This window comes from Streptomyces sp. NPDC001219 (genome assembly GCF_053597915.1).
On the sequence record NZ_JBSFJF010000012.1, the window covers coordinates 146,386 to 159,105 of the forward strand.

General features: G+C 68.9%; 12 protein-coding genes and 2 pseudogenes. 4 read left to right on the forward strand and 10 right to left on the reverse strand.

The annotated features are described in order from the left end of the window. Positions 1-209 precede the first annotated feature (209 nt). The 6 genes from ACWC9R_RS10720 to ACWC9R_RS10745 form a co-directional block, all read right to left on the reverse strand. On the reverse strand, positions 210-1,769 hold the full coding sequence (locus tag ACWC9R_RS10720) for an alpha/beta hydrolase (RefSeq protein WP_450730388.1): 1,560 nt from the start codon (positions 1,767-1,769) through the stop codon (positions 210-212). Positions 1,770-2,012: 243 nt separating this feature from the next. Beyond that, positions 2,013-2,666 carry a response regulator transcription factor gene (locus ACWC9R_RS10725; protein ID WP_362606155.1) on the reverse strand — a complete coding sequence of 218 codons (654 nt, stop codon included), beginning with the start codon at positions 2,664-2,666 and terminating at the stop codon, positions 2,013-2,015. A gap of 97 nt (positions 2,667-2,763) precedes the next feature. After that, a complete protein-coding gene (locus ACWC9R_RS10730) occupies positions 2,764-4,500 on the reverse strand; it encodes a sensor histidine kinase (protein ID WP_450730414.1) in 1,737 nt (578 codons plus the stop codon). Between the two features lie 214 nt (positions 4,501-4,714). Further along, positions 4,715-5,293 carry a TetR/AcrR family transcriptional regulator gene (locus ACWC9R_RS10735; protein WP_450730390.1) on the reverse strand — a complete coding sequence of 193 codons (579 nt, stop codon included), beginning with the start codon at positions 5,291-5,293 and terminating at the stop codon, positions 4,715-4,717. Between the two features lie 64 nt (positions 5,294-5,357). Continuing rightward, positions 5,358-6,755, reverse strand: coding sequence for an amidase (locus ACWC9R_RS10740; protein WP_450730392.1), 1,398 nt, complete (start codon positions 6,753-6,755; stop codon positions 5,358-5,360). Beyond that, positions 6,742-6,948: a hypothetical protein gene (locus ACWC9R_RS10745; protein ID WP_450730394.1), complete on the reverse strand. Its 207-nt coding sequence runs from the start codon at positions 6,946-6,948 to the stop codon at positions 6,742-6,744. The genes ACWC9R_RS10740 and ACWC9R_RS10745 overlap by 14 nt, the downstream gene beginning before the upstream one ends. Positions 6,949-7,171: 223 nt before the next feature. On the opposite strand from ACWC9R_RS10745, the gene ACWC9R_RS10750 reads away from it, so the two are divergent. Next, positions 7,172-8,119 (forward strand): MBL fold metallo-hydrolase, encoded by a 948-nt coding sequence (locus ACWC9R_RS10750; RefSeq protein ID WP_450730396.1) that lies wholly within the window; start codon positions 7,172-7,174, stop codon positions 8,117-8,119. Positions 8,120-8,174: 55 nt separating this feature from the next. Next, entirely contained in the window at positions 8,175-8,405 is a 231-nt protein-coding gene (locus ACWC9R_RS10755; RefSeq protein WP_450730398.1) for a hypothetical protein, read from the forward strand. Between the two features lie 48 nt (positions 8,406-8,453). Here ACWC9R_RS10755 and ACWC9R_RS10760 read toward each other — a convergent pair. Beyond that, positions 8,454-8,837, reverse strand: a pseudogene (locus ACWC9R_RS10760) (VOC family protein). 128 nt (positions 8,838-8,965) lie between these two features. On the opposite strand from ACWC9R_RS10760, the gene ACWC9R_RS10765 reads away from it, so the two are divergent. Next, on the forward strand, positions 8,966-9,616 hold the full coding sequence (locus ACWC9R_RS10765; RefSeq protein ID WP_450730400.1) for a class I SAM-dependent methyltransferase: 651 nt from the start codon (positions 8,966-8,968) through the stop codon (positions 9,614-9,616). Between the two features lie 354 nt (positions 9,617-9,970). On the opposite strand, the gene ACWC9R_RS10770 is transcribed toward ACWC9R_RS10765, so the two are convergent. Continuing rightward, positions 9,971-10,423 carry a hypothetical protein gene (locus ACWC9R_RS10770; protein WP_450730402.1) on the reverse strand — a complete coding sequence of 151 codons (453 nt, stop codon included), beginning with the start codon at positions 10,421-10,423 and terminating at the stop codon, positions 9,971-9,973. Positions 10,424-11,049: 626 nt separating this feature from the next. On the opposite strand from ACWC9R_RS10770, the pseudogene ACWC9R_RS10775 reads away from it, so the two are divergent. Then, positions 11,050-11,277 (forward strand): annotated as a pseudogene (locus ACWC9R_RS10775) (AbgT family transporter); the annotation flags it as partial. Positions 11,278-11,317: 40 nt separating this feature from the next. Here ACWC9R_RS10775 and ACWC9R_RS10780 read toward each other — a convergent pair. Further along, on the reverse strand, positions 11,318-11,449 hold the full coding sequence (locus ACWC9R_RS10780) for a hypothetical protein (RefSeq protein WP_450730416.1): 132 nt from the start codon (positions 11,447-11,449) through the stop codon (positions 11,318-11,320). Positions 11,450-11,579: 130 nt separating this feature from the next. Next, entirely contained in the window at positions 11,580-12,407 is an 828-nt protein-coding gene (locus ACWC9R_RS10785; RefSeq protein ID WP_450730404.1) for a DUF3159 domain-containing protein, read from the reverse strand. Between the last annotated feature and the right edge of the window lie 313 nt (positions 12,408-12,720).

Consider the following 12,720-nt stretch of genomic DNA (forward strand, 5'->3'; position numbering starts at 1 on the left):
CCTGAGGGGCAGGGCCTGGTGGTAGCACCACCCAGGGCCGGGGAACGGTCAGCCTGCTGAGCGTTCCCCGGCCCTGCGACGGGCCATATCGCAGCCGTGGACTTGGCCGTGGCTGTGGCGCCGTGGTTGTGGCCGTGGCGCCGTGGCCCGTGGCCGTTGCGCGGGACTCCGGCGCCTCGCGGCGCGCGGGCCTTCGCGCTATGCCGTGCTCACGAACAGACGGTGCCGTCCGCCGGGACCTTGCCGTCCAGCAGATGCCTGTTCACAGCCTTGGTGGCGCACTGGTTGACGCCATACGTGCCATGGCCCTCGCCCTTGACCGTGAGCAGCTTCCCCACTCCCTTCCCGAGCTTCTCGGCCATCTTCCGGGCGCCCGCGACGGGAGTCGCCGGGTCGCCCGCGTTGCCTATGACCACGATGGGGGCGGCGCCGGGCGCCGAGACCTCCGGGGTGTCGGCCTTGCCGGTGACCGGCCAGCCGGTGCAGCCCAGCAGGCCTGTGGCGGTCAGCTCACCGAAGACCGGGGACGCCTTGCGGAACTCCGGCAGCCTGGCCTGCACTTCCTCGGGAGTGGCGCGCCGCCTGGTGTCGGCGCAGTTGATCGCGATGCTGGCGGACTCCGTGTTGCTGTAGTGCCCCTTGTCGTCCCGGCTCAGGTAGCTGTCGGCCAGCGTCAGGAGGTTGTCGCCGCTGCCCTGCTCCGCGTGGGAGAGCGAGACCGACAGGGCAGGCCAGGCCTCCTTGGTGTAGAGCGTCGCGGCGATGCCTATGACCATCTGCTCCTTGGTGAGCTTGCGTCCGCTCTTGGTCGGCATCGGGTGCTTACCGGTCTTCGCCAGGAGCTGGGCGATCCGCCGGCGTCCGTCCTCGGGGCTCCGGTACGGGCAGGTGCCGGGGGTCTTGACGCAGTGGGCGAGGTAGTTGTCCAGCGCCAGCTGGAAGCCCTTCGCCTGGCCCAGAGCCTCCTGTACGGCATCCTGGGTCGGGTCCACGACGGCGTCCAGAACGGTGCGGCCCACATGCTTCGGGAACAAGTGGGCGTAGACGCCACCCAGTTTGGTCCCGTAGGAGATGCCGAAGTAGTGGAGCTTGGCATCGCCGAGTACCTGGCGCATGAGATCCATGTCGCGGGCGGCGTTCTCGGTGCCGACATGCGGCAGCACCTTCCCGGACTTCTTCGCGCAGGCCGCCGCGGTCTGCTTGTTCTGCTCGGCCGTCCCGGCCAGATCGTGGGTCTCGCCGCGCTGCTTGTCGAGCTCCTTGCCGCTCAGGCAGGCCACCCCCGCGCTGTCACCGACGCCGCGCGGGTCGAAGCTGACCAGGTCGTACTGCGAGTGCAGGGACCGGGCCTGGGGGTAGCCCGGCAGGGTGGCCACACCGGACGCTCCCGGCCCGCCGAAGTTGAAGACCAGCGAGCCGATGCGCTTGTCGCCACCCTTGGACTGGGCGCGGATCATCGCGAGGTCGATGGTGTCGCCGGCGGGCTTGGCGTAGTCCAGGGGCGCCTTCAGGTTCGCGCACTCCCATGCCGTGCCGTCCGGCAGCTTGCCGGGCGCTGCGCCACCGCCCTGGGCGGTGGACGGTGCCCGGCAGGGCTGCCAGTTGAGCTTCTGGGAGGTGAGGGAGGCGGGGAGTTTGGCGGCGGCCGAGGGGGTGGACTCTGTGTCGCCGGCGTCGTCCTTGCCGGGGCTGCAGGCGGTGGCGCCGAGCGTGAGCAGAAGGGAGGCGGAGAGCAGTGAGATGGTGCGAAGAGCAAGAATTCTGGGCATGACGGTCTTCCTGTTGGTGAGTGAATTGCACTTGAAGTGGGCGGAGTGCAGGGAGAGTTGGACGTGGGTGTTGTTGGCGGGGCGTGCTGACTTCTTGCGGTTGCTACGCCAGAACGGCACGCCTCGGCGCGAGCCCGCTACGGACCCGTCATGAGGTGTGACTGCAGCGGCCCACCGACCGGGAGCCGGCTTCGCCGGCGCGGTCTACGTCGCGCTACTCAGCCTTCGGCTGCGGGTGGGGGCTCAGATTCCCAGGCCGGCGTCTCGTGCCAGCAGGGCGGCCTGTACACGGTTGTCGCAGCCGAGCTTGGCGAGAATCCGGCTCACATAGGTCTTGACCGTGGCCTCGCTCATATGGAGCCGCTGACCGGTATCCGCATTGGACAGGCCCTCGCCCAGCAGCGCCAGGACCTGCACCTCGCGCTCCGACAGGGCCTCCAGCCGACGGCGGGCCTGCGCGGCGCGGCGGACACTCTGGCCGGATGCCAGCGAGTCCACGACATGACGGGTGGCGCCCGGCGACAGATACGCGTCTCCGGCCGCGGCGGCCCGCACCGCACGCATCAGCTCCGCAGGCGCCGAGTCCTTGAGCAGAAAGCCCGCACTGCCCTCGGCCAGGGCGCGCAGCACGTTCTGCTGCTCCCCGAAGGTGGTGAGGATCAGCACCCGTGCATCGGGGACGGCACGGCGGAGTTCGGCCAGGGCCGTCAGCCCGTCCATGACCGGCATCTGGATGTCGAGCAGCACCACATCCACGCGCTGCGCCCGGGCCAGTTCGACCGCCTCGCGGCCGTTCGCCGCCTCCGCGACGACGTCGATGTCATCGGCCGAGGTGAGAATCATCCTGATACCCGCCCGAATGAGCGGCTCGTCATCGGTGACGAGAACCTTGATCACGATTCTCCTGCGCCCTCTTGAACGGTCATAGCTGCGGCCGTTCGCCATCATCCCCGATCAGGCGGCCCGACGGGACATCACGGCGAGCGTTCCCCCTTTACGTCCTGATCTCGAAGGACTTCTTCTCGATCAACTTGCCGTCCTTGAAGCAGAACCGGAAGACAGGGTCTCTCTCCCAGCTGCTGCCGAACTCACTGGAATTCAGGCTGAGGCACTTCGCCCCCTTGGGTATGGGAGGTGCGCCCTTTTCCAGGCCATCGAGCAGGAACGAGGAGCCGTCGGGCAACCGCTTGCGCACCTCGGACTCGGGCTGGCCCACCTTCACCGCCTCGTACTCCTTCGGTTCGATCATGGCTTCGTCCAGCTCCATCACGACGAAGGCCCCAGCGACCGCCACAATGATCACCAGCAGCAGGGCGATCAGTGCCGCCGCTCCGCAACCGATGGCAATGCCACTGCTTCTCTTCCGCGTGCTCATGGCCTTCGCCAGCTCCTTCGGCAAACCGTTCCCGTCGATGACAGGACCACCTTCGCCGAACGAACCCGCCGGAATCTGCTGCCGAAAGTCGCCGGTTGGATCAACGAACGTCGCCGTTGCCCTGCTGGGCGAGGAACTCGTGGCACCGGCGTCCGACGCGGTGTACGGCAGCACACCCGCCAGCCGGAAGCCGCCGTCCGCCGTCGGGCCCGCATGCACCATGCCTCCGACGACCCGGGCCCGCTCCCCGAGCCCGGTCAGCCCCTGGCCGCCGCTCACCACGCTCCGGCCGTCGTCCGCGGTCCCGGGCGCCGGACCGTTCGCGACCTCCACGACCAACGAGTCCGGTTCATAGCGCAGTTCGATGGTGATCGAGGCGTCCGGGGCGTGCTTGTGGGCGTTGGTCAGGCCCTCCTGGGCTATCCGGTACGCCGCGTGATCGGCGGTCGGGGCGAGCGGGCGCACCTCGCCCGAGCGCCGCAGCTCCACGGCCGTACCGGCGCTCCGGGACACCTCCACCAAGCGCTCGATGCCTGCCACCCCTCGCGCAGACGCCTGGGCGTTCTCCTCCCCCATGGCCTCAAGGGCAGGGGTGGGGGTGCCCCCGGTGGTCGCCGAGGGAGCGGTCCCGTCCTCCGGATCGTGGGTGCCGTCCCGCAGCAGCCCCACCACCTCGCGCAGCTCGTGCATCGCGCCCACCGACGCCTCCCGCAGCACCCCCACGGCCTCCCGCTGTCGCCCGGTCAGCTCGCGGTCCACCTCCAGCGCTCCGGTGTGCACCGATATGAGCGCGAGCTGATGGCCGAGGCTGTCGTGCATGTCCTGCGCGATGCGCTGGCGCTCGCGCATCCGGGCCTGTCCGGCGATCATCGCGCGCTCGCGCAGCAGCTGGGCGTTGTACTCCCGCAGGGTGTCCAGCAGCGTGCGCCGCTGCGACCAGTAGCGGCCGGCGAGGCCGGGAACGACGGTCGCGACCAGCGTCACCAGGACGCCTATGACCAGGATCACCGGCGTGACACGGGGCAACTCCTGCAGCAGTTCCAGGCCGAAGCTGAGGGCATACGCAAAGGCGAAGGTGCCGGTCGCCCTGCCGACCCCGACGATCCGGCGGCCGGCCGACCAGCCGACGACGGGGGTCAGCGGGGCGAGACCGCCGAACGCGGCCGCACACACGATGGTCACCAGCAGTACGGTCCCGGGCAGCACCCGGCGCAGCTGCAACAGCAGTCCGGCAGCCAGAGCCACGGCAATGATCTGTACCACGCCACCGTCGCGCAGGGCCTCGATCCCCGCCGCCAGCGTCCCCAGCACCAGGCTCAGCAGCAGTTCGCCCACAATGCGCCCGAGCGGCCACATCCCGGGATCGAAGAGAGCCCTGCCCGGATCGGCCAGCCGCCGGAACACCCCACGCAGCCTCGCCGCCGGCACCTGGCGAGCGCGCCTCACCCGCTCCATACCTTCCACACCTGTCACGGAGCCACGTTAAGCAACCTCTCCCGCCGCCGACACCACCTTTCGTCGCGACGTACAGCAACCAAAGTCGTGCCGATTCCCCCGGCGTCTCGCTCCGTCAGTCGGGCGAGACGGGTGACGTAAGGACGGCGCGTACGAGGTGATCCGCGTAGGAAGCGGTCAGTTGGCCCGGCCGGAACAGGATGCGGTACATCATCGGGGCCACGACGTGGTCCACGACTGCTTCGACGTCGACGTCGGGAACGGCCTCGCCGCGCCCCCTCGCCCGGCCGAGGATGACCTCGATCTGCTCGGCGGCGTAAGCCGAGCACTGGCCGGCATTGCTGCCGTCCGGGTCACCGAGAAGCGCGTCACGGATATAGGCACGTCCCGACGGGGAGACCATCTCGTCGAGGAACTGCCTGGCCCAGGACTCCAGATCCGTGTGGAGGCTCCCGTGGTCGGCGGGCGGCTCCTCGGGGCGCAGTCGCTCGACCGCCACATCGGACAGCAGCTCATGGAGGTCGCCCCAGCGACGGTAGATCGTCGAGGGGGTGACACCCGCACGGGCCGCGACCGCGGGCACGGTCAGTGCCGCGCGGCCCTGTTCGGCTTCGAGTTCCCGCACCGCGGCGTGCACCGACTCCTGGACGCGGGCGCTGCGCCCGCCGGGGCGCGCCATGGGCTTGGGACTCATGACTCCACCTTAAAGCAAAATCATTGCTTCTGGAGAGGCCCTTCCCCCCTCGCCCCTCAGCCCGTCAGCCCGTCACCGCCGCCGGTTCGCCACGCTGGCCCCGGTCTGTCTCATAGGCATGGCCGGCACGCAGCACGAGGGCTTCCCCCATGGGCGGCCCCATCAGCTGCATCCCTATGGGCAGGCCCGCGTGATCGCGGCCGACCGGGAGAGTCAGCGCCGGAATCCCGGTGATGTTCGCGGGAGCGGACAGCCGGACATAGGCGTCGGAGACGCTCTCCGTCGTACCGTCCGGCCATTCCACGGCGTCCTGGCCGGTCACGACGGCCGTCATCGGCACCGTGGGCGCAGCGATCACATCGACCTCGTCGAGCAGCCGCCCCCACGCCTCGCGCATGAGGGTACGAGCCCGCTGGGCCCGCAGGTAGTCACCGGCCGACATCAGCTCGCCGGCCTCCAGCAGCACCCGGATGTCCGGTCCGTACAGCTCGGGGACCGATCGCAGCGCACGTTCGTGGTAGGCGGTCGCCTCCGGGACCATCAGGCCCCATTGGACCGCCTGGACGTAGCGGGCCATCGGGATCTCGACCTCGACGAGTTCGGCCCCGAGGTCCGACATCCTGGCTAGGGCACGCCGTACCGCGGCTTCGACGTCGGGGCTGACCCGGTCGAAGTAGTAGTTGGCCGGCACTCCGATCCGCAGCCCCGCCAAGTCCCCTTCCTGGGGGAGGGCGTAGTCGGGCCGCGCCCCACCGGGACCAGCCGGGCCCGCGGAGTCCCGGCCCGTCAGCGCGGAGAGCACCAGCGCCGCGTCCCGCACCGTGCGGGCGAGGGGCCCGACATGGTCCAGCGACCAGGACAGCGAGGTCACGCCCTGCCGGGAGATGAGGTCATAGGTCGGCTTGAGCCCGACGACGCCGTTGAGCGCCGCGGGCACCCGGATGGAACCTCCGGTGTCCGTTCCCAAAGCGAAGATGGCCGCTCCGGCGGCCACGGCGACCGCCGACCCACCACTCGACCCGCCCGCGATGCGGCCCGGGTCCCAGGCGTTGCGCGTCTGGGGTGTCGTCAGCCCGTAAGCGAATTCATGCGTGTGTGTCTTCCCCAGGAGGACCGCGCCGGCGTCGAAAAGCCGCTTGGTCACCGCGCTGTCGGTCTGCGCGACATGGCCCGCCCGCACCCGGGAACTGGCCGTGGTCGGCAGGCCGGCGACATCGATGAGGTCCTTCAGCCCGAACGGGATGCCGTGCAGCGGGCCGCGGTGCCGGCCGGCCGCGATCTCGCGCTCGGCGAGCGTGGCGGCCTCGTGCGCCGCCTCGCCCGCCACGGCGGCGTAGGCCCCGAGCCGCTCCTCGACCGCGTCGATGCGTTCCAGCACGGAGGCGGTCAGCTCCACCGGGGACAGTGCCCCCTTCGCCAAGGCGTCGGCCGCCTCGGCGAGGGTCAGTTCAAAGGGACGCATCGGCGGCCTCCCCTGCGTCGGTGTGGGTGGCGGGCTGCGTCTCCCCGAAGTCCAGCTCACGCAGCGTGCGCACCACGGCGTGGATGTGGTTGGCGGCGGCGGCCACCTCGGCGTGACGCTCGCTCTCCAGCGGGAGTCCCGCGCGGAGCGCGCCCCGGGCGGCCTCCGCGGCGGTGAGTTCGACGGCGCTCATGAATCCCCTTCGTGTGCGTGCAGGGTGTGTTGCGGTGCGGCGGTCCGGCGACCACCGCACCGCAAAAGCAAAATTTTCGCCTTAGTCGACGGTAAGGGCTGGCGTCGACTAAGGCAAATATGTAGCGTTTAGAGCGGAGGGGTTGCTGGTGACGATCAGCGCCGACTCCTCCATCTCCCTGACAGCGGGCGCCCGTTGCCCGCCCCTCTCACCCATACGAGCAATGGAACGGAATCACCGGATGCACCACCACTCGACACCCTCTTCTCACGGCAAGTCCCCGGCCTGGGACCTCGGAGACCTCACCATCCACCGCATCGACGAGGTGCCCCTGCCCCCACAGACCGGCCCCTGGCTGCTGCCGGCGGCCACGCCCGACGTGGTGGCCCAAGCCCCCTGGCTCCGGCCCGAGTTCGCCGACGAGGCCGGCATCCTGCGGCTGAGCAGCCACAGCTTCGCATTCTCCGTCGACGGACTGCGCGTCCTCGTCGACACCGGTATCGGCAACGGAAAGACCCGCGCCAACCCCGCCTGGGACAACCTCGACAGCGACTACCTCGCGCGCCTCGACGCCGCCGACTTCCCGCCGCAGACCATTGACCTCGTGATCCTCACCCACCTCCACACCGACCATGTCGGATGGAACACCTACGCCGACGGGGCCAACTGGAAGCCCACCTTCCCCAACGCCCGCTATCTGACAGCCCGGAAGGAGTGGGACTACTGGGCGTCCGCCGATATGGACGAAGCCCGCACGCAGATGTTCCGGGACTCCGTGTACCCGATCAAGGACGCCGGCCTCCTCGACCTCATCGAGGTCCCGGAAGAAGGCACCGACATCGCACCGGGCATCCGCCTGATCCCCACCCCCGGCCACACCCCCGGCCACCTCGCCGTGGAGGTGCGCGGCCGCACGGCCACCGCCCTGGTCACCGGGGACTGCATCCATCACCCCGTACAGCTGCTCCAGCCGGGCATCGGCAGCTGCGTGGACATCGACCCGCAGCAGTCAGCCGCCACCCGGCGCCGCCTGCTCGCCTCCCTGGCAGACACCGGCACCCTGATGCTCGGCACCCACTTCCCCTCCCCCACCGGCGGCCTGGTGCAGTCCCACGGCGACTCCTATCAGCTCACCCCCCTCCCCGAAGCCTCGAAGCACGACCTCCCCTGACGCCCTGGCGCACCGTTCCCCTTACGGGGCAGCCCCGGCAAGCCCCTCCCTGCTCATGGCCTCCTTCGCCGCTCGGACGGCCCGCGGCCGCCGCCGCTCGTATCTCCGACTGCGCCTGGCCTCCGGCATCATGCTGGTGGCCATCGCGGTCATCATCGTGCTGCCGGGCGCCTTCCCCGTGTGGCTGAAGATAGAACAGGGCGTCTGCGGAGCCCTTTTGACCGGTGTGGTCGCCATCGTCAACGGCAAGCAGCTGCGCTCCGCGTTCGCCCCCACCCCGAGATGAACTGACTCCGAGCAACCTCCGTGAGGCTCCTGCCCCGAGCCCCGAGCGTCAGGAAGTCGTCGCAGCGCGGTCGGACTCACTGCGAAGGACACAGAACTCGTTGCCTTCGGGGTCCGAGAGAACAGCCCAGCCCGCGCCGTCGGGTTCCCGGCGGTCGGTGACGAGGGTGGCTCCGAGGTTCAGCAACCGCTCGATCTCCTCCTCGCGCGAGGCCGTCGGTCACAGACACAGGTGAATCCGGTTCTTGGTCGTCTTCGGTTCCGGCACCTGGTTGAAGTACAGCATCGGGCCCTCCGACAGCATCACCTGCGTCTCGCGGTCGCCCGGCCTGTCCTGCGGATGCAGCGGACAACCGGTCACCTCACTCCAGAACCGAGCCAACCCATAGGCATCTACACAGTCGATCGCCACGTTCTGCAATACCGAGATCATGCACATGAGCCTGCCTGAGCACCGCCCGGCCCGCTACCACCTTGCGCCCGGCCCCCACCCACAGACCATGGAAGGTCAGATGCCACAGGACAGCAGCACTTCCACAACAGGCTTTAGTCTCCTGGCTTGTGACAGAATTTTCCGCGCACCTCCGCACGACAACAGATGCCTACGATGCCGTCGCCGACCTCTACGCGGAGCTCGCCCGCGATGCGCTTGACGCACTTCCGCTGGACCGTGCGGTGCTGGCTGCCTTCGCCGAGCTGGCGCCCCGCTCAGGTGCCGGGCCCGTCGCCGAGCTGGGATGTGGCCCGGGATATGTGACCGCGCACCTGCGGGACCTGGGGCTGGAGGTCTTCGGCATCGATCTGTCGCCGGTGATGATCGATATCGCCCGCGAGGCCTACCCCGACCTGCGATTCGAGGTCGGCTCCATGGATGCCCTGGACCTGGCCGACGGAACGCTGGGCGGCATCGTTTCCTGGTATTCGGTCATTCACACCCCACCAGAGGAGGTGCCGTCGTACTTCGCCGAGTTCCGGCGGGTGCTGGCCCATGACGGCCCGCTGCTGCTGGCGTTCTTCGAGTCCGAGGGGGAGCCGGTCACGGCGTTCGACCACAAGGTGGCGACGGCCTACCGGTGGCCGGTCGACGACCTCGCACGGCTGGCCGCCGAAGCCGACTTCCTCGAAGTCGGCCGAATGCTGCGTGAACCGCACGAGGGCGAACGGTTCCGCCGGGGCCACCTGCTGATGCGCAAAGGCGGGGAAGAAAGCTGATCGCCTGATGTGAGGGCGTGGGTGAGCGGCCGGTCGGCCGGCCGAGCGGTCGGGAGCGGAGCGCAGGCCGGCCAGCAGGCATTCAGGGCATGGGACCGGCCCCGGCCGCTGATCACCGACCGCCACCGGTCAGAGTGCTCCACTGCGGATCGATACAGCACAGCCAAGCGTCCTGTCCGTCGGCCAGTGGTTGTGTCAGAGGAAGGGGCAGGAACCGGCGTCCGCGAGACCCGCGCCGGTTCCGCCCGCGTGCTGCGCATGCCCCGGTCACGGACCGCGCGGCCCGCCCAGCGCCCAGGGAACGGATTGATCCGCGCGGACGAGAGTCGCGCGGATCGATCCATCGACCAGGCGTCAGTCGAGATCCTCCGAGTAGTCGGTGGTGAAGCAGCCGTCGATCACGCCGTCGTCCGCCGACTTGCCCTCGGGGGCCTCGAAGTTCGGAGTGCAGTTCAGGAACTGCATACCGGCCTCGAGGAGTCGACGCCGTTGATCGTCGCTGCCCGGGTCTACGACGAAGTCGTCGCCGATCATGAGTTCGTCCTGCTGGTCGTCGTCGCCCCGGATGACGGTCTGGAACGCCTCCATGTCCTCGACGGTGAAGAAGTCGACGTCACCGCCGCCGCCCGCCGGGTCGTCACACTCGCCGCCGCCGTTGATGCCCGTCATCCCCATGGCTTCCACCCGCTGCACCTCATGGGGCGCGGCGATGTCGATGCTCCGACAGCGGAGCGCCGACTTGAGGAAGTCCCCGGCTTCCTCGGACGAACCCGCGGAGGGCAGGCCGCAGGCGGAGACCGATGCCAAAGCGGCAACGGTTCCCACGGTGGCAAGTATTCGATGGAAACGCATGACGTCCCTTTGCAGTTGTGGCTTTGAGCCGGGCGCACACCGCCTGGATACGGCGGGCGGCGCCTCGACTGCGGGGTGAAGAAAGCCAACTGCCCTCTCCCCCGTTCCCCGCCATGATCAGTTGACCGGGACATGGTAGTTGGATCAAGGCGTAAGGGACGCACGGTCATGCTGCGGGCCGGGCTGCCACGAAGCGGGCCATCGGCCCCAACCGCCAAGAGACACCGCAGACTTCCGGTAGGCGGCCACGATGTCTCGCCGCCACGGCCACGGCTGCCCCGGGGCCGGGCCGGCCCAGGGCCAGGTCCGGGTCCGGACCCGACGACACGACCGGCGCCAAGCCGGGTGCGGTCGGCGAAACCGACTACGACCCACCACGCCGGCCACAGCCGCCGGAAACCCACAGCCGACGACCGACAGCCGACGACTGACGGCCGACAGCTGAATGACCGATGGCCGCTTTCCTGCGAATTCAGGGCCCCGATAGACATTCCGCTACACCTCTCCAGACCTTTGCACCACCCCCTCGATAGTGGCGCGCACGCACCGCCGACACGCACCGGGACGAGAGGCAGACAGCAATGAAGGCACTGGAACGGAATCCGCTCCCGCTGGACGGACTGCTGGGACGCGTCGAGCGTGTGGTCAACCGGCTGCCCAACCCGTTCGTGCTCTTCGCCGGCATCTTCGGCCTGGTCGCTGTGGTGTCAACGGTGATCGCCGCCTTCGCCGTCTCGGTGCAGGTCCCAGGGGAGAAGAGCCCGACCCCGGTGCTCGGCGCACTGACGCCGGAGGGCCTCAGCCATCTCCTCGCCACGGCCCTGAGCCGCTCCCACCGGCGGGCCAGCGTCACCGCATCCTGTGCGAGCACCGTTCCCAGTTCACTCCAGCTCGCCCGGGCGCGGCCTGGAGTGCGTTGGCCAGCAGCAGATCGTCCTCGCCCAACTGCTCCGGAAGCGGCACCTCGGCTTCGCTGCTCACGGGACGATTCTATGAAGAAGCCACCTCCCTCTCCAGACTGCTGCCGCCCCGCATTTCCGTATGACGGTAGGCGGTAGGCGGTAGGCGGTAGGAGCACCGTCCGACTCGACGAATGCGCGGGGCTGTGAATTCACCCATGGTGTTGTCCGTTCCGGGCCTCGCCATTCTCCGCAGCCTTGGCCGTCGCGAAGTCCACCGAGCCGTTCTCCCCGCCATCCGCCTTCTGTCGGGCGCCCTTGTAATGGGGGTCGTGGAGTTTGCGCCGTGCGTCCACTTTACGGACCGCCCACATGCTGGTCATCACGGCGAAGAAGGTCAGTGGCCACCCCATGACCAGCCGCGCAATGCCGAGCCAGGTGGTCTCGTCCATGTCGTAGAGCCACCGCTCCACCGCGAAACGGGAGAAGCTCAGCAGCGCCCAGAGCACGGTGGCCACGTCGTAGTAGAAAAGCGACTTCCGGTCCGTGCGCCAAAACGTGCCCTGAAGGTTCGCTGCCGCCCAGACCTGGCCGATCAGCGGCCGACGTATCAGGACGGACAGCAGCAGAATGCTGCCGATTCCGACCGTTATCCAGTTCCCGAGCAGGTAGTAGCCCTTGGCCTCACCGACGAACGCGGCGACGCCGGAGGTGATGAGCACCGTACCGAGACCGAGGAGTGCGGCAGCCGGTTTCTCCTTGCGCAGCAATTGAAAGATCCCCACCAGGACCGCCGTCCCGATCGAGGCCCAGATCCCCGGCCACATGCCGGCCAGCGCATTGACCACGATGTACGTGATGACCGGAAGAATGGTCAGGATCGTCCCGTAGACCCCGCCGATGTACCCCCACGCGAAAGCCAACTGCTCCTGGAAATTCTCCGGGACCTTCTTCGGCTCTTCCTTGGCATCCGCTTCCGGCCGGCCGGTCATGGACCCGGAAGGCGATCCACCCGAGTCCGAGCCGTTCATTTCGTACATGGTTCGCTCTCCCCCTGGTTCGTCAACATGCTTCATCCTGACGGGAGATGAGCCACGAGACATCCCAGCGAGGTCCCAGGAATGACTAGAGCTACCTCTACCCGGAGCGACACGTCAGACGATGCACTCGACTCCACTCACGCGGCGACCGACCACGCCGCCTCCTCTGCAGACTGCCGGCAGATGGGTCCCGACCGCTCTCACCGCCGACAGGCGCACTAGGACCTGTCGTCAAACTCCCGTCGTTCGCCCGAAGGGCGGCCCCGCGGGGTCTGGTGCGTGCGATCGCAAGGCGGAGGGTCGCCCCGATACT